We start from the raw sequence: 26,698 nt of genomic DNA, 5'->3' as shown, positions 1-26,698 counted from the left end.
CCCAGAACCAGTAACTCTACGCCCGAGCGCCAGAATCGCGCTGAATTTGGGTCTTCAGGGAGCGCCATTTCGCCAGTCGTTCTCCAATCGCCGCCTCGGCTCCAGCCTGCTTGGGCGTGTAGAATGTCTGTGGCTCGATCATGTATTCCTGCCCGGACACCGCCTCTGGGAAGTCGTGACTGTAGAGGTAGCCCTCCCCCTGCCCGAGCTTTTTATTTAGCTTGGTATGCGCATCACGCAGCCACATGGGCACCGACTGCAACGGCCCTTGCTGGATGGATTGCTTAGCCGCGCTAATGGCCATGGTCGTCGAGTTGCTCTTCGGCGCACAGGCCATAAAAACGGTCGCATGGGCCAGATTCAGCTCACACTCCGGCATGCCGATAAACTCGCACGCCTGGAATGTCGCTACGGCCAAGGGCAACGCCCGGGAATCCGCCATGCCGATGTCTTCACTGGCCAAAATCACCAAACGTCGCGCAATGAATCGCGGGTCTTCGCCGCCGGCCAGCATCTTGGCCAGCCAATAAAGCGCCGCATCGGGGTCCCCCCCACGCATGCTCTTGATGTAGGCGGAAATGGTGTCGTAATGCTCGTCCTCGTTGTTGTCGTAGCGAATCTGGCGCTCACGGGCGAAGACGGACAAGTCGTCCGTTGTGATCTCGCTGCCCATCGGCCGACTCAGCACCAGCGTTTCCAGCGCGTTGAGCGCCCGGCGGGTATCCCCATCGCACAAACGCGCCAAACCGCGCAAAACAGATTCATCTGCGGCGCAATGCGTCTTGCCCAAGCCACGCTCGGCATCGCCCAATGCCCGCAACAGCACCGCCACCACGGCGTCTTCCGGCAAAGGCTCCAAGCGAAACAAATGGCTCCGCGACAAAAGCGGCGGGATGATGTAAAAGCCCGGATTGTGCGTTGTTGCGCCGATCAGTCGCACATTGCCCGCCTCTACATCCGGCAACAGCAGATCCTGCTGCGCCTTGTTGAAACGGTGAATTTCGTCGATGAATAAGATGGTCCGTTGATCTGGATGGTAGCGCGCCATGCGCAACACATCCCGCAGCTCCGCCACATTAGAGAGCACGGCATTTAAGCGAACACAGCGACTGCCCGTCTCCTCTGCGATGACTTCCGCCATGGTCGTCTTACCGCAACCGGGAGGGCCATAAAACAAAAGACTGCCAAATGAATCCGCCTTGATCAGACGAGGCAGCAAACAGCCCTCGCCCAACAAATGCTCTTGGCCAATCACCTCGCTTAAATTGCGCGGTCGCATGCGCACGGCTAACGGCTGGTGCGCCTTACCCTGTGTTGGCGCAGCCGACTCGCTCGAATCCGTTTGCGGAGACGAGGATTGGAAAAGCGACGGTTGTTCGGAACGCGGCATGGCAATCTTCAAGATGGAAGACGCCACCCACGCTGGCAATCATTCGCTGCAATTTACCTCACCAAAATGCTGCGCCCAGAGGCTGGTCGATTTATTGAAGCTAATCGTGTGCATGGCATGCGCAAACTAAACGCCACGACTCCCCCGCCATTCCGGGAAAGTTTCAATTCTGCCTGATGCACTTGGGCAATTTCACGAGCCAGGCTAAGGCCCAGACCAGTGCCGCCAGTGGCGCTGGTTCGCGATGCATCCACGCGGAAAAACCGGTCGAAAATACGCCCTGCCTGCGCCTCCTCAATGGGGCGTGAAGCATTTGCGACCGTTAACTGCACGTCCTCGCCACTCTGTCGCAAAGTAGTGCGCACCCAGCCCATTGGCTGATTGTAGCGCACTGCGTTGACCAGGAGATTCTGCACCAGCAACCGCAAGAGATCAGCGTCCGCATTCACCATCAGACCGGGGCAAATTTCGGCTTCATAAGCCAGCTCTGGATTGATCAGCGGAATGTCTTCCCATAAGTCAACGACGAGCTCCGATAAGCTAATCTCCTTGGGAGCAATCTTCATTTGCCCATTATCACAGCGAGCCAACAGCAAGAGCTTCTGCCCCATCGCCTTCAAGCGCATGATTTCAGTCAACAGGCTTTCACAGAAACGCAGATCCGCAGGTGAATCTTCCACACAGCGAAGACGCGCCTCCACTTCGCTTTGCATCACCGTCAAAGGCGTGTTCAACTCGTGCGCTGCATCTGCACTGAAGCGTGAAGCTTGGTGAAACTGACTCTCCAAACGGTCCAGCATCCGGTTATGATTCCGGATGAGCTCACGGATTTCCGACGTAGCGCCTGCTTCGTTAATGCGCCGATCAAGCCCGGCGGCGTCGATCTCCCGCATCCGCTCCGCAAGCGTGAGAACCGGGCGCAGCGTCCGGCGGCCAATTTCCCAGCCCCCTACTACTGCAGTTATGAGCGCAATCGGTATTAGTCCTAAAAATGCGCGTTCCAGCTTCGACAAGGCCACCGCCACTGCGCCTTGTTCCTCAGCCCAAACAAAAAAAAGCCCGTCGCGCTTCACCACAGCAAGCCGCCACTCTTGGGACTCACTGTCTGGGTAATCCACAAAACTGAATGTATTAGCCTCCGGAAACTCCAGCCGCGCAATCAATTCCCATACGATGCGAATGTTCAACTCTTCGGGAACACTGCGCTGTAGTAAGATTAGCCCCTCATCAAACACTAAAAACGCCGCAGATGCATCCGCAGGTGGCATTGGAGGAAGCGGGCGCTCCCATAGATCGTAGGGGTCTTCGCTTAAGTAATCGCATGCTGGCTGAAAATACTCCGCCTGCGTTTTGAGCTTTTCATCGAGGCTATCCACCAGCAGCCCCTCCATTGTAAAGCGCAAGGTCGCGGCTAAGCCACCGACGATCACCAAGATCAACAGCGCGCTAAACAGCGCAACCCGCCAGCGAAATGAGCATAGCCAAGCCATTGCTAGGCAGCCAGCCGGTACCCGACGCCACGCACGGTTTCAATGCAGGGTGGCGCGCCTTCTTCGGTTAGCTTTTGCCGCAGTCGCTTAATGTAGACGTCGACCAAGTTCGTGCCAGGATCAAAGTGATACTGCCAAACATGCTCCAAGATCTGCGGCCGGGTATAAACTCGCCCTGGCGTTCGCATGAAATACTCCAGCATGTTGAATTCGCGCGCAGTAAGCTCGACCACCTGATCAGCCCAGCGCACTTCCCTGGTCGCCAGATTAAGTTTCAAGTCTCCATACTGCCGGAGGTTCAAGTGCTCGCCCGAAGTCCGACGACTCACCGCCATCAGCCGGGCGGCCAACTCTTCAACATAGAAGGGCTTCACCAGGTAATCATCAGCGCCGAGCTTGAGCCCTTCCACACGATCCTCTACATTGCTGCGCGCAGTGACCAAGATAACCGGCATATTCAACCCTTCGCAACGCATGGCGCGCAATACGTCGAGGCCATCTTTCTCTGGCAACATAATGTCGAGCACGACTGCGTCATAGCTCTGCTCACGCGCTTGAGCGAGCCCCTGCCTACCGGTGTGGACCAAGTCAATGGAGTGGCCTTCTGCCTCCAAGCCCAAGCGGATGAAGTCCGCGATCTTACTTTCATCTTCGACAGCAAGTATTTTCATAACGGTTTTTTGCTGCGTAACCCCCAATTAGTTGCAACCGCGCATCATCCGGGCCTCACGCTAGGTTATTTTCGCCCAATTATACACCCTGGAAGATTAACCATAAATTAACGCCCGCAAACAGCTGGTCAGAGAGCTGAACTCGCGGGGTCTTTCCTCAAATAAAAAACTCTTAAAGGAGGAAACTACTCTCCAGTCGTAGGAAATACGAATCGCAGAAAAACCGGTTCACTGCCATCAACCTCTTGCTCGTGTAGAACCGAATCATCATCCGAGATCAGCGACTGAGGTCCATCTTCCCAGAGCTCCCAGTTAGACAGATCCGTCGATTTCTCGATCAACAAGGGAGTATGGGGAACAGTCTGATAGACCAGTGATACTTGTCCATCAGACCAGAGCAACTCCGGGCGCCAGGCATCCAGATACTGATTTGGATTGGATCCCAGCAGGAATTCAAACTCATTGCTAAAGCCATCCTGGTCGACGTCAGCATCTGGATCAGCAGACTCAGCATTGTCAGGAAAATGCAGTGCAGCCCAATCCTCATAGGTTTGAGCACTCAGGTTTTCGATCCACTCTCGAACCAGCGCGACTCCGGCCTCATCGATTTCATTGGAGGCAAGAGGCGGCATCCGCGTAAATCCGCTACAAGCGCACATCCGCTGCAGTAAAACTGAAAGATCGGGATCACCCGGCACAACGATCCGGTTATGCGGATTGCTGTTGCCCCCTGCATCGTTGCCAGGCACAGCGTTCAAGACGCCGGTTTCACGCAGAGTCAACTGAGGCCGTAAATCAATTTCTGAAATTGCAGGCCCGCCTGGCTGATGGCATTGTGCGCAGTTAACCGCTAGATAACTACGCGCACGGAATTCCAGGCTTTGGGATTCGTCATCAATTGCCGCATAAGCCGGTATGTACTTAACTGCATTCTCCTCCGGACCGCCTTCCAAGTATCCCATCTCACCCAAAGCAGCTAAAACATTTTGATACTGTCCGTTAAAGTCCGCCTCGCGATTCAGCTGTCGCGCATTAAAGCTCAATGCATAACCCGACACCGCACTATGGCACTGCATGCATTCCGAGCGACTGGGTATGTGCCAGAGCTGCGTTTGATCCAATCCGTCCTCATTCACAATATCCAGCGCGATATCAACGCCCTCGGCGTCAACCAGAGTGGCCTCGGTCCCCGCCTCATTCCATCGATAAGCCACGCCATAAGCGCCGTCATCGGTTTTAACCAGGAAGCGCGTTTCAATTCTTTGACGCGAATCGGGATTCCCCCGCTCCAATTCCAATTCAAAGTGCTTAATCCACACCGCGCCAGCCGGAGCAGACCAGCCTTCGTTCAACGAGTATTCAATGGGCTCGTCTCCCGCCAAAGCAAACCAACGCTGCTTAATCGCATGGTCGGACCAAAAGCTGACATTCGGCTCGTAGGCAATAACGCCAGCAGTAGGCGTTAAATCCTCCAGCGAACTAAATGCCCCCGTATCGGATAAGAGCGCTGGCAACTCTTCAGTGGTGTCATTTCGCACCAGCTTCATGACTTGGCCACTATCACGTATGCTGATTAGAATCTCGCCAGTCTGTGGATGCAGATCGAACTCGGTAAGGGATGTCTGCTGTGTCAGTAGCTCACGGGTAACGGTGTTACCGTTGTAGCGAAGCCCCCAAATTCGACCAGACACGTAATCTCCAAAAATATAGGCGCCCGTAAGCTCAGGGTAAAAATCCTCGCGATACAACAGGCCACCAATGACTGCTCGCCCCTCATTACGCGGATAAATGTGGATGGGGGGAGTCTCAACAAAGCCCTCGGGTTGTTCGTCTATTTTAGGACCATCTAAAAAACCCTCGCGAAAGGCCCAACCAAAGTTTTCGCCTCCTTGCGCGATGTTTATCTCTTCCTGAGCATATTGCCCAACGTCCCCTATCCAAATATAGCCAGTTGCATCATCGATCCAAAAGCGAAAGGGATTCCTCAGCCCAATGGCAAAATACTCCATGACAACATTTTCCGGGTCAACCGGCTCACCATTGAATTCTGTCGCCCCCACCCAGGGATTGTCCGCTGGTATCGCATACCTCGCCTTTCCAGTATCGGGGTCAAGCACAACGCTCGGGTGAGGATTCGGTTCAAGATTGCCAGGCAAGCGGTCTACATCAATCCGGAATATCCCGGCGAAGTAATCCAGATCCAATCGCTGAGCGACATCCAAACTATCATCCGCACCTCCTCCATCGCCGTTAGTAAAGTAGAGATATCCGTCACTGCCAAAATGCAAGTCGCCTGCATTATGAAAGATACTCTGATCCAATTGGTTTATCAGCATTTGCTCACTATCAGGATCAGCTATATTAGGGTTTTCAGCGGATACTTGGAATCGCGAAAGCCGATTGTAACGAATCCGTCCCTCTTCTGTGTCATACTTAGGCGTGTAATATACGTAAAAGTAGCCGTTGTTCGCAAAATCAGGATGAAAAGCGACTCCAAGCAATCCAGACTCCCAAGCATTTTGAATATTTTTGACGGATAGAAATAACTCCTGAGTGACTTCGCCCGTGTTCAGATCATTAACAACCCATAATTTTCCGCCTTTTTCGCCGACAAAGATACGATCAGTCTCCCCTGGCGCAGTCGTGATGGATATGGGATCAACAAAGCTCAGTCCCGGAAAAGCATTCTCCAATGTGTAGGGCGACGTATTGCTTGAGGGCAAATTCAGATCTGCTTCAACAATTTCGGCGCCAAGGGGGAACGCAGCGAAGCTCAGATTGAGCAAACCAATGATAGTTCTCAACATTCAATACCAGTGTCTCAAAGCCACCATTGTATTCCAAGAAAAAATATTAGAGCACTTTTCATCTAGATTGGCCGAGTCAGGTGGGGTAGAGATTGGATGCAGCGCAAGGCGGCTTTGATTGAGCGGGCTGGAAGCCCGTGATTGAAATGCCAACGCCGCGAACTTCCAATCTGGCCCCAAGTCCTAAACCGAGTGCTTTTCCGCGCCAGCGTTGTTGGCTTTTCGCTCACAGGCTTCCAGCCTGCGACGCTCAAGCCGCCTTGCTGGACACGAAAAATCACTGCGGCCTGACTCGGCCAATCTAGATGAAAAGTGCTCTAGCGGGACATATTCCCTTCTATATTGAACATTTTTGACAAGAATTACCCTCCGGCTATTCCGTACACAGATAGTCCCCGCCCATTTCTGGGACGGGGACTGGCTGCTACTACTACTACTACTGCTACTACTGACTGAAAGGTTGGTTTTACCCAACACTTATATCGTCAATAATATATACGACATGTTCCGGAAAAGATAATGCTTTTGCAGCATTTTTTTTTCGAAAATGACGTTTTTTAACATAAGTCGTCAAAAAAATGTAGTCAGTGCCTGAGAACTAATTGATTCACCCAGGCAGCTCTAGGTATTTATGCCTAATTTCTTTTAAAATGGCTGAATCCTAAGGATTTAATTCACGCCCATCTTCCATCCCATCACCGCTTAAATACTCCATTTCGTTGGCCTGCTGTTGATCCTCGTACTGCAAAACTGCCTCATCTTTTTGATAGGCGGCTTTTTCCTCAGGCGTGATTGGAGTCGACTGGCAACCCACCAAAGAAATGCCGCTCAGAGCCGCCGCGATCGCCAATTTGATACGTATAGTTTTCATCGTTGGTGTTACCTATTAATTACCGGGAGCTTCGGGTTGATATTCCTGCCGCTGCTGCTCCATTTTCAGCACATGTTCCCGCTGCTCAGCGTCCGAAGGCGACGAAGCAGTTTCACAGGCAGTAAAAATCAATGTGGTCAAGAGGGCGGCAATCAGTCCGATTCTTTTTTCCATAATTTTGAACTTAACCACAGATTAAGGGGAATCAGCCCAAGCGCAATGATTAGAACCTGGCTGCCCCAGAAATATTTCAAGGCAGTGAAGGCTGCGCTGAGGAAGCCGTAAGAGTGCAAACCGATGCCCAGCAAATTCGTGCCGAACCAACTCCAGGCAGTCACGATATTTCCCCCCACGGCAAGCACCATAAAGCCTCGCTCGCGGACCAAGCCGCCCCAACGAGCATGCAGCATCAGCGCCCCCCATAAAACAATGATCAAGGCGCCGTTCTCCTTCGGGTCCCAGCCCCAAAAACGCCCCCAACTCTGGTCAGCCCAGATACCGCCCAGCATCGTTCCGACAAAGCTGAACAACAGCCCGAAACAGGTGATTCCGTATGCCATTCCGTAGAGCGTCTTGCCCAAAGGCTTGTCCAGCAAACGCGTCACCAGCCCAAGGATAATGTAGACCAAGCCCAGCGCGCCGGCGAGGAAGACGGCGCCGTAGCCTGCGGTGATGATCACCACGTGGGTCGCCAACCAGAAGTTGTCATCGAGCACGGCGCGCATCATCTCCAGCGTATCCCCGGTCAATGCAAGATTATGGGCAATAATCAGCGTCGAAAAACCAATCAGCGACGCCACAAAACTGCCTACCCCGTTACGGTGAATCCGCTCCAGGACAACGCCCAGAATGATCGCCACCCAGCCCACAAAAATAGCAGACGAGTAAAGGTTCGTGACCGGCGGCCTTCCCTGAATGTACATTCGCGCAAAGAGGCCAAACGTGTGCACGACGAGCGCCAGAATCAGCAGCCAAAACGCCGCTCGCTGCAAAGGCGCGGCCCATTTCAACCAGCTCGCGCAGACCAGGGCGAAAATCAGCACGTAAATCACAATCGTGTAGTAGAACGGCTGCATCACGTTAAAGAATTCCTCGAAACGCACGCGCCCCAAATCCACCTCCTGCGCCAAATGTTCATGTATGCCCGCCACCGCGCTGGCAAATGCCTCGGGGTTGTCAGTTCGGTATGCGTCGCCCACCGCGCCGTAACCGGCCACCACGGGGTTAAGCGTGCCGCTCTGGATCGTCATAAACATGCCTTCGCCAATGTTCAGCCAGGCGTTGCTCGCACTGGTCGCCGGTGGCTTCGTCAGCCCCAGGTCAGCCGTATTCGCCAAGCGCATGTAGTAATCCGCCATCGCAATAAAGGGCCCCAGCGCAGCTTCGCTGAAGGGTTTGCCTTGCTCACGGTTCTGGAGCGCCTCTCCCCCGGGACCGGCGATTTCCGGCCAGAATTTATAATCTTCACCGGGATTCAGCGAGTGCCCGAGCGAATTGTAAAGCGTGAGCGCATTCGTTAGCTTGAGCAAAGCCTTGTGAAATGGCGTGCGTTGCGGCTCGGCCTCCGGAACCTGGCGCGCAAGTTCGGCCAACATCGAAAATTGCGGGCTCAACTCATTCCAGGAGAAATACTTACGCTCCTCCTGCTGCCAGCCGAACAAACCCAACACTTCGGGGTTCACGATGCGGAACACCGGATAATCATCCGCCTCCTGCGGCTTGTAGGATAAATCGAGCAGCCACTCGCTGGCGTTGAGCTTCTGGCCGTCTTCAAGGCGCACATTCTGACGCCCGCGGATAATCCGCAGCGAATTGCGCGCAACCGAATCCAGCGGCATGAGACGCCCACCCGTCTGGACGGGTAACTCGGCGAATGCCTGCACGTCGAATTCCGACTTCGAACGCTGGAAAAAGCCGGACAGCGTGATCAGCAATCCAAGCAGCAAAAACGCGCCGGGAATCAAGACTCCGCCCAAAGTTTCTGGCTCATCTTCCTCATCTTTCACCTTGCTCTTGCGAACAGACTTGCGGTCGGCAAACCGCATCAGGCTCAAGCCAAACTGCATCGTCATGCCAAAGCCGACGAGGGTGATCGCCAGGTATGGCAGCCACCACGTCGCATTACTCACGACCTGCAAAATCGAGGTCGTGTCTTCGTTGGCGAAGCTGGCTTGAAAAAACGTGTATCCCTCGTAGCGCAGCGGGTTGTTCATGTAGATCAGCGTGGGGCGGTTTTCGCCCGTTTGCGGATTGTCGATGATGACGTCGCTGGAGAAATTCTTGGGGATCTGCGTTCCCGGATAAACGTCATGCTTGAAGTCCTTTAGCTGCAGCGTGAATGGAAAATACGTGCGCTCAAAGCGCAGGGATAGATCGTAACGCCTGCCGTCGTATTCGAAGCCCTGGGCCGGAAACTCCGGCCCCAAACCGGCGCTCAGCAACCACGTGCCCAGCGTTTCACCGTTGGGGGCAACGACCTGCACTGCGGCGGCCGCCATGTTCGCCTCGTCCTCTTTGTAGGTTGGCGGGTGCTCGATGACCACGCCGTCCATCCGGGGCGCGAACCCCTGCAAATTGAGATGCTCTGCATTGACCATCGGCGTGCCATCCATCGCCAGCATGACGACATTGGGATCACGCAAGCTGGTAACCGAATTGCTGACTTGGCGGAATTGCGCTTCGTCCATTTTCGGGGCGCCGGGTTGCCCTGCCATGGAGGCAAAATTTTCGTATTCGCCCAGCAAGTTCATCCGCATGCCCATGCCGCCATTTTTGACGGCGGCGATGATGTTCAGCGTGAAGCCATTGGGCAGTTGGAGCGTTTCCTGGTCGAGCGCCAGCGCAAAGGGCACTGCGGTCACCGTGTCTTCGCTTTCGGCCGATTTGTCGATGAGCACAATCTCCTGGTTACGGAAGTCGGTGGAGAAATTGACCGGCGCACCGCCTTCATCGAGACTCATCTGGCTTTCCTGCTGAAGCATGCTGGTCGTGAAGCCGCTAACGATCAGCAGCAGCACGCCAAAGTGCAGGACAGCGATGCCGCTCTTTTTCCAGCTCGCTTTAAAATAGCGGAAATGCGCGCACATCAAGTTGATCAACAGCAAGGCGCCCAGCGTAAAGCCGCCCGGCAACGGGAATCGGATATGCGCCAGTTCCGGGTCGAACTGCTGCGCCGTAAACACTTTAATTAGCGAGACCACGGGCGAGAGCACATACCAGCTTTCAAAGTAAAGCTTCTGCGTGTGATTGATGCCCCATTGCACCTGATCCAGCGTGCCAAAGAACACCAGAACGATCGACAGCGCCAGCAGGACAACCGTCAGTAAGAGCGAACTAAAAAAGCGAAAAATCGGATTCATCAGTGTGATTCAGTGGTCGCAAAATCGACCGATTCCAAAAAGGCGACATAAGCGGGCTGTTGGCTTTCAACCAAGGCGGCGTCGCCCTGCATTTTAAAGAACCAGGTCGCGCCGTCGCGCGGCAAGATCGCCCCTAGAATCGCCTGTCCATCCGGGCTGCTCAGCATGACAACGTGGCCATGCCCACCGCCAAAGTCCAAATGCATCATGCTTGACTGCAAGGTCGCCGCATCGATCGGCGCAAGGCCCAGTTGACGGCGCCAACGGTTCACATTGGCCAGGTCTCCCCCGACATCGCCAGGGAACACCGTCACCGAAACATCAGCCTTGCCGCCATCGCCAACCACATCCCACGAACCTTTGCGCACCGTGCCCGGGTCCTTTGCCTGCCAGTCTGCCGGAGCCGTCCAGGAGGGCGCAACAAAACCGCTCACCTGCGCGGCCATGCCCGGCGTGGCGGTCATCGCGCCACTGGCGGCATTCTGCATTGGGCCACTCATCATGGGGGCCCCTTCACTGCCCGACACCGGCGTGGTGGGCGAGTCAGCCGCACTCCCAGCGGCCATCATGGGACGGGAGGCAGTTTCCTCCTTCGGTATCGTGTAGGTTTTGATCTCAGGCTCAGGCTTGCATGCCGACAGCAGCAGTAGCCCAAACCCGATTACGCATATAGATGTTGATCGGCGATCCATTGAATCCGCCAAAGGTTTGCCGTGCCCGCACAAAGGTCAAGGCGAACCGGTCGATTCCCGGGATGGGGAATTTTCATTAACCGGATTCGCAATGCTCATGGCGTCTCCCCGCCATCAACATCTCGCGATAAAAAACCGACTCAGATCAATTAGCTGCCGCAGCGCGAGAGAGCCCCAGGAACTCCTCGGCAAAATGCAACAGATCGCGGTAAACGCCGTCCGCAGGCGGATCATTTTCCGCAAGTTCCTCGACTGAATGACTACCCGTGGCGACGACGTAAGTGCGCATACCACCGACTTTTCCGGCGAGAACATCGAAGGGCGAATCGCCAATCATAATCGCCGTGGCCGGGTCCGCCTTGAGCTGTTCCAAGGCATATTGGGTAAACTCCGGCTCCGGCTTGCGCCACGGCGTGTCGTAGGTGCCGATCATGGCGTCGAGCAATTGGTCGTAGCCAAGGTGGGTCAAAATCTTCCGGGCGCCCACGCCATGCTTGTTCGTGAAAACCGCCGTTTGCACGCCCTTTTCCTTGAGCTGCTGGAGCAGCCACTCTGCGCCGGGCAGTGGATACAAGTCCTCGAGCATGATCTCCTCAAAATGCTCGCGAAACAGGCGCTCGCCCTCTTCCGCGCGCTCAGTCCCAATCAATCGGCCCATGGTGATCTTCACCGAGCCGCCAACCGTCGCGCGCACTTTTTCATAACTAACCGGCGGCAACTCCATCTTCTCGACCGCATACTTATAGCAGCGGTAAATGCACATGAAGTGGTCGATCAGCGTGCCATCCAGATCGAAGAATACCGTTTTAATGTCGGTTCGCATAATAAACCTTAAGCAGGCGCCGCGCCGAGAAGCAAGCGCCGGGAAAATTCGTTGCCGCAGCTTAACACTCTTCGGCCACCACGGGATTCGTTAGCTGGCCGATCTGCTCGATCTCAATCGTGCACTCATCGCCGGGCTGTAGCCAAACATACGGGTCCCGCCCCATGCCCACGCCGGAAGGCGTGCCCGTGAGGATCACGGTGCCGGGCAGCAGCGTGGTGCTGCCACTGAGAAATTCAATCAACGACGCCACGTTGAAAATCATGTCCGCCGTGTTCGAACTCTGCATCTGCTTACCATTGAGCGTGGTGGAGATCGCCAACGCATTCGGGTTGGTAATTTCATCTGTGGTCACGAGAACGGGGCCCAGAGGGCAAAAGCTGTCAAAGGTCTTGCCGCGGCACCATTGCCCTCCCCCACCGTGTTTTTGCCAGTCGCGGGCGGAAACATCGTTGGCGCAGGTGTAGCCGAGCACGTAGCTCAAGGCGTCCGCTTTACTGACGTTTTTCGCGGCCTTGCCAATGACCACGGCGAGCTCGCATTCGTAGTCCACCTTGGTGCTGTTCAGGTGGCGCGGCAGGACGATCGGCGCACCCGGATCGTTCACGGCATTGAGGCCCTTCATGAACAGGATCGGGTGCTTGGGCAGCTCGGCGTTGGTTTCCTCAGCGTGCGCCCGGTAGTTCAAGCCAATGCAGAAAATGCCCGTCGGCTCAACGGGCGCGAGCAGCTCGCCACTCACGGCTTCACCGGAGACTTTGAAATCTCCCCAAATGTCGCCCTCAAGCTTGAGGATCGAGCCGCCATCTTGCAGCGCGCCGTAAACGACGCGGTTTCCTTCCGTACGCACGCGAACGATTTTCATGCCAATAGCCGTAGCGCACGGGTTACCCCCGACGCAACGCTATTTGCCAGAGCAGCCCAGTTACGCGCCGGCGTATTTGAACACGAGCACGGAGTGCCCGGGTAGGACGACTTCGATGCTGTGATCGCGTCCATCCCATTCGCCCGGGATGGAGTTCACGCCGCCGCCGTTGCCCGAGCCCTGACCGCCGTAAACGTCGGCGTTGGAATTGATGACTTCCTTCCAATGCCCTGCGTGGGGAACGCCAAAGCGGAATACATCGCGGTGCACGGGCGTGAAGTTGGCAATGACGACAAAAGTATCCTCTGGCTTGGCGCTGCGGCGCAGGAAAATGGAAACCGATTGCTCCCAGTAGCCATCGGCGTTGACCCACTCAAAGCCGGCGGGATCGAGGTCGTGCGCGCTGAGGCTGGGATGCGCGTGATAGAGCGCGTTGAGGTCTTTGATCAGCAGTTGAATGCCCGCGTGGTCAATGTATTGCAACAGCTCCCACTGCAGTTGGCTGTCGTATTTCCACTCAACAGATTGGCCAAACTCGCAGCCCATGAAGAGGCATTTCTTGCCGGGCCAGAGCCACATCCAAGTATAGAGGCAACGCAGATCGGCGGCCTTTTTGCCCATTTCAAACCCGCCCCCCATCTTGAGGATCATGTTGCCCTTCCCGTGGACCACCTCGTCGTGGCTGAACACCGTGATGAACTGCTCGGAATACTGGTAGAGCATGCCGAAGGTCAGCTCGTTGTGGTGGTACTTGCGGTGGATGGGCTCATGGGCAAGGTATTCGAGTGTGTCGTGCATCCAGCCCATGTTCCACTTCAAGTCGAACCCGAGACCGCCTTCCTTGGTAGGCTTCGTTACACCGCCGAAGGAAGTCGACTCCTCCGCAATCATGAGCACGCCCGGATGATACTGGTGAACCAAGTCATTGACCTGCCGTAAAAACTCGATGGCGCCGATGTTTTCATTGCCGCCGTATTCGTTGGGAATCCACTCACCCTCTTCACGGGAATAGTCGAGGTAAAGCATTGAGGCGACGGCGTCGACGCGCAACCCGTCGATGTGGAAACGTTCGCACCAGGCCAGAGCGCTACCGATCAGGAAATTACGAACTTCGTGGCGGCTGTAATTAAAGATAAGTGTGCCCCAGTCCATGTGTTCGCCGAGGCGCGGATCTTCGTGCTCGTAGAGGCAGCTGCCGTCGAATTGCGCAAGGGCAAAGGCGTCCTTGGGAAAGTGCGCGGGCACCCAGTCGATGATCACGCCGATGCCGTGCCGGTGCAGGTAATCGACGAGGTACATAAAGTCCTGCGGCGCGCCAAAACGATGTGTCGGCGCGAAAAAGCCCGTCACCTGATAGCCCCAGGAGCCGTCGAACGGGTGCTCAGCCAACGGCATGAATTCCACGTGGGTAAAGCCCATCTCCTGCACATAGCGGGTCAGCTCGGCCGCCATTTCCCGGTAGTTCAGCGGGCGGTTGCCATCCTCGGGAACGCGCCGCCAAGAGCCCAGGTGAACTTCGTATACCGACATTGGCTGAGTCTTGAAGTCCTTGCAGGCGCGCTGGTTCATCCACTCGTTGTCCGCCCAATCAAAGTCGTCCGTTTCCCAGACGATGGATGCGTTGTGGGGGGGGGATTCAAAATACTCGCCGTAGGGGTCGCTTTTGAGGCGGAGTGAGCCGTCGGCCCCGATGAGCTCGTATTTGTATTTCGTGCCCACGCCGATGCCGGGCAGAAAAAGCTCCCAAACGCCGGAACTGCCAAGGCGTCGCATCGGGTGGCGGCGGCCGTCCCAGTGGTTGAACTCACCGACGACGGAAACGCGCTTGGCGCTGGGCGCCCATACCGCAAATGCCGTGCCCTGCACGCCATCGTAGTGTTTCGTATGGGCGCCCAGCTTTTGATAAATGTGGTGGTGGTTGCCCTGACCGAAGAGGTAGGCGTCGTCCTCGCTCAAGGTTGGCAGGAAGCAATACGGGTCCCAAATTTGGAACACCTCGCCGTTGGCGTTTTCCATGCGAATACGGTAGTCAAACGGCTTGGAACGCCCCTCAAGCACGCCTTCGAAAAAGCCTTCGCGGCAAAGCTTCTTGAGGCGGAAACGCTCATCGGTTTGCACATCGACAATGTCGCACGTGACGGCCTCCGGCTGAAAGGTGCGCGCAATCAGGCATTTTTCGCCGTCTCGCTTCACGGTGTGCAGTCCCAGAATATCGTGAGGGGCGGCGTGCCGGGCGGTGATAACGGACTCAAGTTCGGCCTGGGTAATAATCACGGGGGAAATGCTTAGCGGGGTTTGCATCAAAGTAAAGTTTCATCCGTGCTGATTGCCATGTCAAACCAGGGTTTACGATTGATTGCACGCTAATATCCCGCTATGAATTTGCTTATGAAGTCATTTGTTGTCCTTGCACCCTGCGTGTTCTGCGCCGCCGCGGCTTTTGCCGACGACATGAATTGGCAAACTGTATCCGTTAACAACAACAAGGTCACCCTGGAGATGCCGGGCAAACCGACCGAAACCACCGAGAGCTCCAGCTCAATTGTCGGCAGCGTCGACACCCAGATCTACAAAGTCATCGTGGCCGACGATGGCAACGTGACCATCGCCTGTTCCGATCTTCCGGGCGCCGCGTTATTCTTTGCGGGCAAGGACACCATCTTCGGCAACGCCAAAGGGAAATTCCTCTCGGGCGCCTACGGCAAAGAACTGTCCTGGGACCCCATTACCTACGAGGGAATTGACGGCATGAAGCTCATGTTCCAAACCCCGCCAATGAATGGCAAACCAGGCTACGACGGCGAGGCGCAGTTTTTCCTCGTGGGCGATTATTTATACGTCATCTCCGTCACTGACCTTGTCGGCCACGATCTGGAAATGCAGAAAAAAGTCTTCCCGTCTGTGAAGTTTGCGGGCGCGGATAGCTAACTGCGCCCCAAGGGCATGAGGCGGGCGCCAGCGGGGTTGAGCTGCTCATTGTGCGCATCGGTGTTCGCATCGAATTTGCGGAGTAAATCCCAGAACGAAGCCGAATGATTCATCTCCTTCACGTGCGCCAGCTCGTGGTAAATCACGTGCTCTTGCAGATTGGTGCGCAGGAGCACGAGCCGCCAGTTCAGCGAAATGGTTCCACTGCTGGAGCAACTCCCCCAGCGCGTCGCCTGATCACGCACGCTGACGCGTTTGATCTTCACGCCGACTTCGTCGGCCAACTCGAAGGTCCGTTTTTCAATGACCTCTTGCGCAAACGCGCGGACCAACGCCACCAGATTTTGCTCTAAATCTCCCTCGGAGGAAACGCGCAGCTCCACCTCGTCATTTTCCGTCGAGTAAACGTAAAACGGTTTCGCGCGGGTGAAGCCCTGCGACAGGCGAAAGCCTTTGCCCAGCCCGTAAAGCCGGGGATGGCGCTCCAGGTAATCCCGCAACGAAGTCCGCGTCGGGTGTTCGCTGAGATTGCGCGCCAGCCAATCACCCTGACTGCGCAAAAACTCCAATGCCTCCACGAAGGCGCACCGCCACGGCACCGACAACAACGCATGATTGTGCCGACCCACCGTTAGCCGGATGTAGCGCGCTCGGCGCGAGCGACGGATCTCATAAGGAACCATCAGCGCGCCTTGGCTGGTCGAGACTTCAACCAGCCGGAGACTGTTCTGTTTCTGTGACACGTTCGGCAATGGCGCGCTGCGTCTCACTGGCGTGGCGACGAAGCGCGGTTTCTGGATCAATGCCCGCCTCACGGCAGGCAGCGGCCAATTCAAATAGCGCGCGGCCGGCGCTTTCCTCGGTCAACCCGTCGGCGAGTTCGCGAACGACTGCCGGGGCATATTCGTTGTCGACCGGGAGTTCCTTTTTCTCGATCTGCTTGTAAATATTGAACGCATAGCGCAGCGCAGGCAGTTGCGGCGGCAGGTGCTTGAACGGGCCATCCTCCAAAGGGCGCAGACCATTCTTTTTTTCCTCGGCCTTGATCTCCTCCCACTTCTTCAAGACGGCGTCGGAGTCCTTCAAGTCGAGATCGCCAAAGACATGCGGATGTCGGCGCACCAGTTTTTCGTTAATGTCGCGCGCAACGTCGTCGAAGCTAAACCGCCCTTCCTCCTCGGCCATCTGCGTGTGCATGATCACCTGCAACAACACGTCGCCGAGCTCTTCCTGCATGTGCTCAAAGTCCAGACGATCAATGGTATCCAGCAATTCCGCGCATTCTTCCACCAGGCAGTCGCACAGCGTTTGGTGCGTCTGCTCAATGTCCCAGGGACACCCACCCGGCCCGCGCAAGCGCGACACCGTATACCGTAAATCATCAATTGAAGCCATTTGTTTAGCCTAGGAAATATAGAAACTCGCCCAGCCCCACAACACCGTTTTTCCGACGAATATGAGGCAATTGAACAAAGCCACTGGACCATACTGACACGACTCTCATGGGCAATGAGACACAAGACCCATGGGTTTCGACATAAACGCCCCCAGGGTATTGGGAAGAAGCGTCGGCGACGCTTCAACCGACAGTCGTCGATACTTCGCCTTACAGTCGGCGATGCTTGGTCACACGGTCGGCGATGCTTACGCAGCCTTCAGCGTCCGCCTGAATGGACAAAATCTGCCTCTGCATTTTCACGGACGTTGAGCATACGCAAACAGCGCGCCAGGGCAACGCTTTCCAGTCGCAAAAAATAAAAATATTGGCCGTTCGATACCTTCCTTCCCACCAGCGCTCCCATGCTGTGAGACGCAATCGGCAAAGGGAATTTGGCCGCGCCATTAAAGCCGCAAAATGCTCGGCCACGTCCAACCCGCAGGATGAAACAAGCCCGGTAGGGACACGGGCTCCACCTTTTCGAACAGACGCCAGCGCGTTGCTCAGCTCAACAGGCCCCAAAAGTTGCCCAATGCAATCAATCCTTCAGCGGAATCCCATAGGGCCCGTCTTTCAGATAAGCGACACGCAGAGGTTCGTCGCCACGGTGAGTGGCGTAGAGCTTGTTCAGCGCCTGCTTGAACAAGTCAGGAATGAGCGCTTCCGGATCTTGCTCCAAGGCGTCAACGCCAGCCAACGCCGCCAGTCGACCGCCCGCGCACACGCGGTAATCCGCTTCTGTGAACTGCGGACTGTAGTAGTGAAAATGGTCGAGTGGAATCTTCTTAAAGAGTCGCGCCCACATCTGCACCTGCCACTGCTCGGGGATGAATTTCCAATCCGGCGAAAGGAGAATTTTCTCCAGAGCCTCGGGTCCGCTCAGCTTCAAAATCTGCAACACCGTGCGATAAGCCAGGCTGCCCACTACGTCGGTGTCCGTGGTGTTCGCGACCATCAGCACATGGCCGCCAGGCTTCACAACGCGCGCCGCCACCGTTCCCGCTTTTGCGGCTTGGTAGTGATTGATTCCCACAAAGCCAGCATGCGTCAGCACGACGTCATACTCCCCGCTCCAGGGCACCGCAGTGTAGGTTTTCAAGTGCTCGACAGCCGCCTCGTGCGCGCTCTTCAAATGCCCGGCAAACACGCCAGTGAGATTAAACTCATGGTCGAGCGTCACGTTGACAATGTAGTCGGCGCCCGCCTTGCTTGCGACTTCAAACGCCTCTTCGTGACAGGGGTTGCCCTTCAGCTTGAGGTCGGTCGTGTTGGGGTCGGCCATCATCGGCGCACCATGAAAAACAAAGGTGCTCGCCTCGCCAATCAGCCCGGGGCAAATCGACTTCCGTCCGCCCGAGGCTCCCGCCATGAAATGGCTTTCGACCAAGCCCGTGAGGATCTTAATATCGGCCTCCAGGTAGCGCTTGTTAATGTAGGTCTGGCTACCGCGCTTCGTCTTGCCCAGGTAGGTCAGGCATTCCGTTTCCTGGCAATCGTGGTTAACCACGCGCACACCGGCTTCCAACACCCGGCGGTCGATCATCGTGCCGATCTCATCCTTCGTTAGCCCACGGTGCATGCCCGTGGCGACGAGCACCACGATCTGATGCGCGCTCACCCCATGCTTCAGCAGCCGCTCCACAATCGGCCACAGGATCCCGGACTCGCCGCGATACGGCACGGGCCGGGTGTTGTCGGAAATCACGATGACCGCCGATGGATTTTTGCCCAGCGACACCTTGTGCTGAACAACCTTATCGAACCCGGGGCAACCAATGGAGTTGTCCAATGCATCCTGCACCGCTTGCGCCGGATTTTCCAACGCAATGGGCGACCCCATTGAAAGCACGTCCACAAACTCGGGCAGGTTCAGCGCGATGTTCGCTTTTCCAAACGGCAGGAGAACAGACGGAAGGGTTTCCATAGGCACTAAACTTCACGCAGGAATCACGTTGAGGTCAATGCCCATCGCGCATCGCAAATTTCTTGAGCTCAACTATTTGAGGTCATAAGTAATTTTACAGCCGCCATCTACATGAAAGCGATTACCAATCCAATTTCCGCCTACCGCTCCGCCCATAAACTGCTGTGGAAAAAGCAATTTTGGAAATACCTGACGTGGCCCATTTGCATCTCCATCCTCGTCTCAATTCTGTTTTTTGCGGCCTACCTGGCAGTGGGCGACTGGATGATCAGCGCAGTGGAACGTCTGTTTTTCGACGAAGAAAAAATCCCCGCTTGGCTGAAAGCCCTGTTCTGGATCGTGGTGTTGTTTCAATTTTCGGGGCCGCTCTACGTGGCGTTTCGCAGCTTGGTCATGATCTGCTTTGGCCCGTTTCTCGACGAACTATCCGTCGAAATTGAGCGCGAAATAAAAAGCGCCGAATATCACGCCGAGCGCACATTCTGGGAATCCATCAAACGCCCGGCCCTGATGTTTCTGATCACCTTTGCGCTATCGATCAGCGTCATGATCGCGGGCATCGCCCTGGGCTTTGTGCCGCTCGTCGGCTTCATTCTGGCGCTCCTCCTCCAATTCCCCGCACAAATGTTCCTCAGCGGCGTTTCCTACATCGACCCATATCTCGACCGCGCGGGCTACGCTCCAAAGGCTTCCCTGCGCGCGATCCGCCAACACTTCTGGGGCACGTCCGCCTTTGGCGTCGTCGGCTTGGCCGCCCAGGCAATTCCAATCGTCGGCTGGATCATCGGCCCGACGTATTCCGTCGTCGCCGGCGTCATCTACGGCATCCAGATCGAAGCAGACTCGCCGTTGGCGAAAACGATGCCAATCCCCGAGGAAGCAGCAGGCTAGAGCACTTTTCATCTAGATTGGCCGAGTCAGGTGGGGTAGAGATTGGATGCAGCGCAAGGCGGCTTTGATTAAGCGGGCTGGAAGCCCGTGATTGAAATGCCAACGCCGCGAACTTCCAATCTGGCCCCAAGCCCTAAACCGAGTGCTTTTCCGCGCCAGCGTTGTTGGCTTTTCGCTCACAGGCTTCCAGCCTGCGACGCTTAAGCCGCCTTGCTGGACACGAAAAATCACTGCGGCCTGATCGGCCAATCTAGATGAAAAGTGCTCTAGTCATCCATTTCCGGTCGCGGCAGTTCGGCTTTCAACTGCGCAAAGACCTTCTGCAGTAGTTCCATTGTCGCCCCCTTATCTCCTTGCCAAGAGACAGCGTCACCGACGTTGATATCGCAAATATAGGGCACGAGCAGCGCCTCGCCTCGCGGCAAGGCTTTACCCAAGCCATGTAGGAATACTGGCGTCACGGGAACATTTGGCCGATCACGCATCAGGTGCGCTACCCCAGATTTAAAAGCCGACAGCTTCTCGGGCTCACCACGCGTTCCCTCCGGAAAAAGAATCAATGTCTCACCTCGATCAAGCGCCGCCAGCAGTGGCGTCATTGGGTTTTCATTGGCGGTTGGCTTCGTCCGCTGAATTGGGATGATGCCCACGATGCTTTGCGAGAACCAGGCAAGAAATTTATTGCGCAAAAAGTAATCCCCTGCCGCCACGGGACGCAGTTCCGGCAAGCGCTTCAACCGAAAAAGCGACATCAGCACAAAGGTGTCGAGGTGACTATTGTGATTCGCAAGAATGATGGCCGGCCCACGGCGCGGCACACGGTCAGTATGGCGGATATTCACCCCTAAAACCAGGATCACCAGTGGTCGCACCACCAGCAGAAAGAAAAGTTTCTTGAGCCAGACGCTACTCATCTAGAAGTAAAAATACCGCATGCAGTGCAGGAAAAGCGGCGCGGTGAACATCAGGCTGTCGATGCGGTCCAGCACCCCGCCATGTCCGGGCAAAATAGATCCGCTGTCCTTGATGCCGAGATCGCGCTTGAGCGCTGATACCGTGACGTCCCCCAGAAAGCCGAACACTCCAATGCCACCGCCAATGAAGAACGCAGCCAAGCAGGATAACGGTGTCAACTGTGGCCCTAAAATTGCGCCCAGCACCGCGCTCGTTCCGACTCCACCAAGAAAGCCAGCCCAGGTTTTATTGGGGCTGACTCCAGGGATGATTTTCCGCTTCCCTAAAGACTTGCCCCACAGAAATTGCGCAATGTCGTTGAGCTCCGTAATGCCCACCAAAAACAGCACCATCCCAGCGCCGCTAGCCAGCGACATCGCATCCACTTCCTGCGGCAGCACAAACAACCAAGCGGCGTGGCTCAGGCAAAACACCGTCACCATGAGCCCCCAGTGGATGGCGCCCACCGACCGTAGAAAGCCACTGGTTTCCTGGAGCGACACCAAGCGAATCGGCACAATGAGAAACATGTAAACCGGGATGAAAATAATAAACATCCCATACCAGCCAATATAGATCCAAAAATACTGAATCGGGATTGCCAGATAGGCCCAAAACAGGACTCGCCGGTCCACTCTTCGCGTGGGGATGAGCGAGAAATATTCCTTGAGCGCCAGATACGATATAAAGGCAAAGAGCAACAGACCCGCCACGCCGCTGAGCAAAATAGCGCCCATAAAGAGCACGCAGATCACCCACCAACTTTGCGTACGCTGCGTTAGCTCAAGATAGTCCTTCTGCGGATTGCGAAGCTTTAAAATGCGGATTGATATGCTGGCAAAAATCAACAGCGCAAACACTACGCCTGCGGTGATCAGTAGATTGGTCGTAGGCGGGGTCCAGAAGTTCATTTCACCTCGCATAAGCCGCGCCAAGCACGGTTCAAGACAGTCACGACGAGCAGGACATTAACTACCGCCATCCACCAAAACAGCCAGGCGCCTGGCGTTGCGCCAACCGCAATCAAAAAAGCCAGCAAACCGATAACAAAGGCGCGGTCGCTTTTGCCCATTGGTCCATCATAGCGGCGACTGGCGCCGATCTGCACGCAGACCACGCCCGTCATTTCACTTAAGATCGCCAACACCACAAAGATCGCGAACAGGCCAGAGGGCGCGCCAGGAATCACCGCGAATGGTAAGTAAAGCGCAGTGTCCGAAACGACGTCGCCCAACTCGTTGAGCACCGCGCCGAGGCTCGACTTCATGTCGTGCTCGCGGGCCAGCATGCCATCGATCGCATTGAGCGCCATCCGGATAAACAGCCAGATCGGCACGAGCATGAGCACCCAGCGCGAGCCACCGCTCCACCACAGAAGCAGCCCCAGCAAAATCGATAGCAGCATCGCCGCCAGCGTCACCTGATTGGCCGTTACGCCACGCCGCGCCAAATCCTGACAAATGGGCCGCAACAGATTCTGAAACCGTGTTTTGAGTTCGTAAATACTCATGTATTAAAGCACCCAGTCATACGGTATTCTGTCAGTTCGTCCAGTCAAACCAATGTCTTGAAACTAGCCAGACACGCGCCGCATGGGGCTGCCTTTGTAGACGCGAACCGGATTGCCTCGCTCCAGACAGTTGTGCTGATGCCAAACCTTCTGTTGCAGCGAATCCTGCTTCGCCTGCGCCTCGTTGGCCAACAGTTGCAACAGGCGCGCGGTGGCCAGTTTCTTGTTCATCAGTTGCGAACGCTCTTCCTGAGCGGTGGCGGTAAGTCCCGTTGGCGCATGCGTGGCGCGAATGGCGCTTGAGGTCTTGTTGACGTGTTGTCCTCCGGGGCCCGAAGCTCGGATTGCCTCATAGCGGATATCTTGAGTTGATACTTTCTCCCCCTCCTCCGGCGGGTGGAAAACATTCACGCCGACGAACCAATTTTTGCGCCCGTGATTGGGCCGATAGGAACTCGGTTGAATCCACTGCACCGTGCCTTCCCACGACTTCAAATAGTCGCGCACGCCCTTACCTTCCACTGTGAGCAGCACCGATAAATAAGTCCCCCGATGCCGCGCTGCAATCGCTTCTAGCAGATCGATCGCGAAGCCTGCTTTACGCACTTCCTTTTCGAACACGCGCATTAGCTCCGCCACCGCAAGGCAGCACTCTTCCGGCCCGCGGCCCGAAGTGATTTGCACCCATGCTTTCATTGCTTGCTCCTTTTCTTGTAGGTAATGAGCGGCCGCAGCGTCGCCACCACTTCGATCAGGCCGTCGGCAACAAGTTGCTCGATCACCTTTTCAATATTCTTATAAGCAAGCGGCGCCTCCTGATAGAGCAACGACTTGTCTTCGCAGATCACGCGTCCGCCGAGCTCGGTTTGCACGAGGCTTTGCTTGCGGTAGTAGTCACGCATGCGGGCCTCCGTCGAACCACGATCCCACTTACGGCCAGCGCCATGCGCAATGGACCACAAATGCTCGACCGAGTTCTTCAGCGGCCAAACCAGATACGTAAACGCGCCACGCGAACCAGGAATCACAGCCAGCCCGCGCCCCGTCGCCGTAGCGCCCTTACGATGCAGCCAATACTGACGCCCTTCCTCGATCACAAACTGCATGCAGTTGTGCGGCAGGTCGAGCACTGGCGTTAGCCGCGCATTGATTTGCGATGCAAAGCGTTCGGCAATCAAGCCACGATTGGCGCGCGCCCAACAGACCGCATGGTCATGCTGCGACTCGTAAGCCTCGGCGTCTTTGGTTCCCACACGCAGGCCGTCGGCGCGATGCGCATCCACGTGCGAGCGCAGGATGCGTTGCCCCAAACCACGCGAGCCGCTGTGCACGAGCACGAAGAGTTTGTCCGAATCCAGACCGGCCTTCGCGAACGCCGCCTTCGACTCCACACGATGCACTTCCTGCAGTTCGGCAAAGTGATTGCCACCGCCGATCGTGCCCATGCTCGCATCGAACTCAGTCGACGCCAAACCACGCTGCGTTAGCCAAGTTTGGACATCGCCGTTCCAGGGTTGATCGAGATCAGCGAGGCGCTTCGTCCAGCGATCCAGCTTCTGCTTGCGTTTCCGAATATCCGTCTGCGCCAGGTGATAGCCACAGCCAATATCGTTACCAATCAAGTGCGGGTAGAAAACGCCTTCGCTCAGGAACGCCGCGCCATTAGGCGTATCCATGCCCGAGTGCATATCGGGAAAGCCGACCGCTCTCCGCATGCCCGGCAGTTGTGAAACACGCATTAGCTCGTCCACGGCTTTACCGTCAAACCAGTCTTTACTTTGCGATACAAAGCTTACCGTGCTCTTATTGTTTTCAATCGTCTCCATAATGTAATTCCTCCAATTCAATGCGCTGCTCGATCAGCGGAGCGCTGCGTTGAATGTCGTAGTGTTTATGTAGCTCTCGCTGTAGGGAGAGCAGGTGTTTATCACGGGCCAATATGCGGCGGCCCCGTAGATTCGGATTCATACGAATTATCCACAGTTAAGTCAGGCGACGCCAATGCACGGCGCCGTTACGTCAGATTTCCAGGCACAACCGGGCACACGCACAGCCCTGCGGCGGCGTTGTTACTCAGCTTGGTTGAAGCCTGCTGCTTCAATGGGTGACGCGCGTAAAACTCTCCGGCCAAACAATCAGGCCGGGTTACGTTAAAGCGTCACGAATGTGGATTGGTATAACGACATTGAAAACCTCCTTGTTGAATCCAAGGATGCTGAAAACATAGTGTATCCATTTATCAGGTCAATGCGAAAACGATCATTCAAATAAATTATTCCTTTAGTTCACACAGTGAAAGTCTGTCATCCAGGAAGAATCCATGATTTTTTCAAACGACGTCGCAATTACCATAGCAGAGAATCAAGTAAGCACGCGTAGCCTTAAATCTGAGGCGTTCTCCTTTGAGCTCCCTCCTGAATCAGACTTGTATGATCCCGCATTCCAAATCGAAACACTCGAAGTGAGTTTTCGTCAGGCCATTCAAATGACAGCTAAACACCGCTCATTCGTGCCGCCAAAAGTTCTAATCTGCGCGTACTTCAGAAACGAAATTCAGCGCCGCGCTATTAAGGACGCAGCCATTCATGCAGGCGCACGCGAAGTTTGGCTATTAGAACGTCCCATGGCCATCGGAATTGGCCACGAAACCGAGCAATTCGAAGCCCAAGGCAGGCGTATCTATCTACTGTGGGAGCCCAGTCGCATTGAGGTATCTTTACTTGATACGATGCGCATCGATCGATCCTTGGTTATTTTCGCCGAGCGCCATGAGCACTCGAATCGAACTAGCGCTGAATCCACTTTGCAGCCCTATTCCTTGAGCGCGTTGCAAGCCGTTCAATCATATATTGTCCAAGCCCAGCGTGAAGGCTACTCGACCATCAATCTTTGGTCCCCTCAGGAATTACCCGGCGAGCATTGGGATTTCCTAGCCGAAGCCGCCCCAAACTTGGAAGTCACGAACCCAAGCGCGCTCCTTAATGGCGCTTTCCACGTATTGAAGGACCTGAAGTACTTCTTCAAGTAACCGCCCTGTATCTCCCGCCTTGCCAGGCGCGTAGGAATCGCTTTCATTCGCAGGTTTCAGCCATGGACAAACTTGCCGAAATCATGGCGCACAAGCGCCTCGAAATTGAACACCGCATTCGCCCGGTGCGCGATAGCGAACTCAACCGCCTCGCCCGCAACCTGACCGGCAAGACCTTTGCAGACGCCCTGCTCGCGCCTCCAGGCTTGGCCGTCATCGCTGAGATCAAGCGACGCTCGCCATCCGCCGGGCAAATTGCTGAGCTGCCCGACGCCACCGAGCAAGCCCGTAAATACCACAATGCGGAAGTCGACTGTTTGTCCATCCTCACTGACGAAAAGTATTTTGGCGGCAGTTTGAATGACCTCTGCAACGTCACAGATTTCCTCAGTGACCACCGCCGCGACATCCCCTGTCTGCGCAAGGATTTCTTCATCCACCCGATCCAAATTGTTGAAGCGGCTGAGGCCGGCGCCAAGGCGATGCTCATCATTGTGCGCGCGCTCGAAGACGACGAAATCGACCGCCTCTACGACGCCGCGCAAGCCGCCGGACTCGATGCGCTATTTGAGGTCCATACCGAACGCGAACTCGACCGCGCCCTGGAGTTTGGCCCGAAAATCGTCGGCGTAAACAACCGCGACCTCAGCCGTTTCGTGACCGATATTGGCATTTCCGAAAAAATCATTCCGCAAATGCCAGACGAGGTGATCCCGGTCAGCGAGAGCGGCATCTTCACCGGCGAAGACGCCACCCGCGCCCGCGCTTGCGGAGCCAAGGCTATCCTTTGCGGCGAGGCGCTCATGAAGCAGGAAGACCCCAGCGAGCTGGTCGAAGAGTTCCACCGCGTCTGAGGTAGACGCAAGAGCGCTGCCTGTCCCGCACAGCGGTGATCTCTTGACTAGCCGCCTTACTGGTGTGGTATTTAAATGAATCACTCCAAGGTGGCGCGGATCGTCTCTGTATAGACCGGTAACATGGGTAACACTTGTGCGGGGACATGGGTTACACATTTGTTTGGATTGGTTTGAGTGTTCGATAGATATGTTTGGGTTTG

Annotated in this window: 25 protein-coding genes; 5 read left to right on the top strand and 20 right to left on the bottom strand. The window is 55.7% G+C overall.

From position 1 onward, the window contains the following. Positions 1–16: 16 nt before the first annotated feature. From RBB63_RS18930 to glgB, 11 genes are all read right to left on the bottom strand, one after another. The gene (locus RBB63_RS18930) at positions 17–1,390 is read right to left on the bottom strand and encodes a replication-associated recombination protein A (protein WP_309386629.1); all 1,374 of its coding nucleotides are present in this window, start codon (positions 1,388–1,390) and stop codon (positions 17–19) included. A 53-nt stretch (positions 1,391–1,443) separates the two neighbouring features. Then, the gene (locus RBB63_RS18925) at positions 1,444–2,880 is read right to left on the bottom strand and encodes a sensor histidine kinase (protein WP_309386627.1); all 1,437 of its coding nucleotides are present in this window, start codon (positions 2,878–2,880) and stop codon (positions 1,444–1,446) included. A gap of 2 nt (positions 2,881–2,882) precedes the next feature. Further along, entirely contained in the window at positions 2,883–3,551 is a 669-nt protein-coding gene (locus RBB63_RS18920) for a response regulator transcription factor (RefSeq protein ID WP_309386625.1), read from the bottom strand. A gap of 185 nt (positions 3,552–3,736) precedes the next feature. Next, positions 3,737–6,358 carry a PQQ-dependent sugar dehydrogenase gene (locus RBB63_RS18915; protein WP_309386623.1) on the bottom strand — a complete coding sequence of 874 codons (2,622 nt, stop codon included), beginning with the start codon at positions 6,356–6,358 and terminating at the stop codon, positions 3,737–3,739. A 661-nt stretch (positions 6,359–7,019) separates the two neighbouring features. Then, complete coding sequence (locus RBB63_RS18910; protein WP_309386622.1) at positions 7,020–7,229, bottom strand: hypothetical protein; 210 nt, start codon at positions 7,227–7,229, stop codon at positions 7,020–7,022. A gap of 15 nt (positions 7,230–7,244) precedes the next feature. After that, on the bottom strand, positions 7,245–7,403 hold the full coding sequence (locus tag RBB63_RS18905) for a hypothetical protein (protein ID WP_309386620.1): 159 nt from the start codon (positions 7,401–7,403) through the stop codon (positions 7,245–7,247). Further along, positions 7,382–10,588: a cytochrome c biogenesis protein gene (locus RBB63_RS18900; RefSeq protein ID WP_309386619.1), complete on the bottom strand. Its 3,207-nt coding sequence runs from the start codon at positions 10,586–10,588 to the stop codon at positions 7,382–7,384. The genes RBB63_RS18905 and RBB63_RS18900 overlap by 22 nt, the downstream gene beginning before the upstream one ends. Beyond that, complete coding sequence (locus RBB63_RS18895; protein ID WP_309386617.1) at positions 10,588–11,280, bottom strand: hypothetical protein; 693 nt, start codon at positions 11,278–11,280, stop codon at positions 10,588–10,590. The genes RBB63_RS18900 and RBB63_RS18895 overlap by 1 nt, the downstream gene beginning before the upstream one ends. A 145-nt stretch (positions 11,281–11,425) precedes the next feature. Then, the gene (locus RBB63_RS18890) at positions 11,426–12,103 is read right to left on the bottom strand and encodes an HAD family hydrolase (protein WP_309386615.1); all 678 of its coding nucleotides are present in this window, start codon (positions 12,101–12,103) and stop codon (positions 11,426–11,428) included. Between the two features lie 61 nt (positions 12,104–12,164). Then, positions 12,165–12,968, bottom strand: coding sequence for a fumarylacetoacetate hydrolase family protein (locus tag RBB63_RS18885; RefSeq protein WP_309386613.1), 804 nt, complete (start codon positions 12,966–12,968; stop codon positions 12,165–12,167). 60 nt (positions 12,969–13,028) lie between these two features. Beyond that, positions 13,029–15,269 carry a 1,4-alpha-glucan branching protein GlgB gene (glgB, locus tag RBB63_RS18880; protein ID WP_309386611.1) on the bottom strand — a complete coding sequence of 747 codons (2,241 nt, stop codon included), beginning with the start codon at positions 15,267–15,269 and terminating at the stop codon, positions 13,029–13,031. 87 nt (positions 15,270–15,356) lie between these two features. Here glgB and RBB63_RS18875 point away from each other — a divergent pair, with 87 nt between their 5' ends. Next, positions 15,357–15,896, top strand: a complete 540-nt coding sequence (locus RBB63_RS18875; RefSeq protein ID WP_309386610.1) for a hypothetical protein — start codon at positions 15,357–15,359, stop codon at positions 15,894–15,896. Here RBB63_RS18875 and RBB63_RS18870 read toward each other — a convergent pair. Both RBB63_RS18870 and RBB63_RS18865 read right to left on the bottom strand, forming a co-directional pair. Then, positions 15,893–16,639, bottom strand: coding sequence for a M48 family metallopeptidase (locus RBB63_RS18870; RefSeq protein WP_309386608.1), 747 nt, complete (start codon positions 16,637–16,639; stop codon positions 15,893–15,895). The two genes, RBB63_RS18875 and RBB63_RS18870, sit on opposite strands and share 4 nt — an antisense overlap. After that, on the bottom strand, positions 16,605–17,291 hold the full coding sequence (locus tag RBB63_RS18865) for a MazG family protein (RefSeq protein WP_309386607.1): 687 nt from the start codon (positions 17,289–17,291) through the stop codon (positions 16,605–16,607). Before RBB63_RS18865 ends, RBB63_RS18870 begins: the two co-directional genes overlap by 35 nt. A gap of 130 nt (positions 17,292–17,421) precedes the next feature. Between RBB63_RS18865 and RBB63_RS18860 the strand changes: the two genes are divergently transcribed. Then, positions 17,422–17,604, top strand: a complete 183-nt coding sequence (locus tag RBB63_RS18860) for a hypothetical protein (RefSeq protein ID WP_309386605.1) — start codon at positions 17,422–17,424, stop codon at positions 17,602–17,604. A 268-nt stretch (positions 17,605–17,872) separates the two neighbouring features. On the opposite strand, the gene RBB63_RS18855 is transcribed toward RBB63_RS18860, so the two are convergent. Next, on the bottom strand, positions 17,873–19,258 hold the full coding sequence (locus RBB63_RS18855; RefSeq protein ID WP_309386603.1) for a lactate racemase domain-containing protein: 1,386 nt from the start codon (positions 19,256–19,258) through the stop codon (positions 17,873–17,875). 111 nt (positions 19,259–19,369) lie between these two features. Here RBB63_RS18855 and RBB63_RS18850 point away from each other — a divergent pair, with 111 nt between their 5' ends. Continuing rightward, complete coding sequence (locus RBB63_RS18850) at positions 19,370–20,149, top strand: EI24 domain-containing protein (protein WP_309386602.1); 780 nt, start codon at positions 19,370–19,372, stop codon at positions 20,147–20,149. 266 nt (positions 20,150–20,415) lie between these two features. Here the strand turns inward: RBB63_RS18850 and RBB63_RS18845 are convergent, their stop codons facing one another. The 6 genes from RBB63_RS18845 to RBB63_RS18820 form a co-directional block, all read right to left on the bottom strand. Next, the gene (locus tag RBB63_RS18845; RefSeq protein WP_309386600.1) at positions 20,416–21,063 is read right to left on the bottom strand and encodes a lysophospholipid acyltransferase family protein; all 648 of its coding nucleotides are present in this window, start codon (positions 21,061–21,063) and stop codon (positions 20,416–20,418) included. Then, a complete protein-coding gene (locus RBB63_RS18840; RefSeq protein ID WP_309386599.1) occupies positions 21,064–22,014 on the bottom strand; it encodes a phosphatidate cytidylyltransferase in 951 nt (316 codons plus the stop codon). Beyond that, positions 22,011–22,613 (bottom strand): CDP-alcohol phosphatidyltransferase family protein, encoded by a 603-nt coding sequence (locus tag RBB63_RS18835; protein ID WP_309386597.1) that lies wholly within the window; start codon positions 22,611–22,613, stop codon positions 22,011–22,013. The genes RBB63_RS18840 and RBB63_RS18835 overlap by 4 nt, the downstream gene beginning before the upstream one ends. 63 nt (positions 22,614–22,676) lie before the next feature. Then, positions 22,677–23,309: a peptide chain release factor H gene (gene prfH, locus RBB63_RS18830; RefSeq protein ID WP_309386595.1), complete on the bottom strand. Its 633-nt coding sequence runs from the start codon at positions 23,307–23,309 to the stop codon at positions 22,677–22,679. Further along, positions 23,306–24,439: an RNA ligase RtcB family protein gene (locus RBB63_RS18825; protein WP_309386594.1), complete on the bottom strand. Its 1,134-nt coding sequence runs from the start codon at positions 24,437–24,439 to the stop codon at positions 23,306–23,308. Before RBB63_RS18825 ends, prfH begins: the two co-directional genes overlap by 4 nt. Continuing rightward, on the bottom strand, positions 24,426–24,581 hold the full coding sequence (locus tag RBB63_RS18820) for a hypothetical protein (protein ID WP_309386592.1): 156 nt from the start codon (positions 24,579–24,581) through the stop codon (positions 24,426–24,428). Before RBB63_RS18820 ends, RBB63_RS18825 begins: the two co-directional genes overlap by 14 nt. Before the next feature lie 352 nt (positions 24,582–24,933). Here RBB63_RS18820 and RBB63_RS18815 point away from each other — a divergent pair, with 352 nt between their 5' ends. Then, the gene (locus RBB63_RS18815; RefSeq protein WP_309386590.1) at positions 24,934–25,641 is read left to right on the top strand and encodes a rod shape-determining protein; all 708 of its coding nucleotides are present in this window, start codon (positions 24,934–24,936) and stop codon (positions 25,639–25,641) included. Between the two features lie 62 nt (positions 25,642–25,703). Then, positions 25,704–26,495, top strand: coding sequence for an indole-3-glycerol phosphate synthase TrpC (locus RBB63_RS18810; RefSeq protein WP_309386588.1), 792 nt, complete (start codon positions 25,704–25,706; stop codon positions 26,493–26,495). Positions 26,496–26,698: the final 203 nt, after the last annotated feature.

This window comes from Cerasicoccus frondis (assembly GCA_031296915.1).
Taxonomy (GTDB): Bacteria; Verrucomicrobiota; Verrucomicrobiia; order Opitutales; family Cerasicoccaceae; genus Cerasicoccus; species Cerasicoccus frondis.
This window is presented reverse-complemented; position numbering and strand designations above follow the sequence as displayed.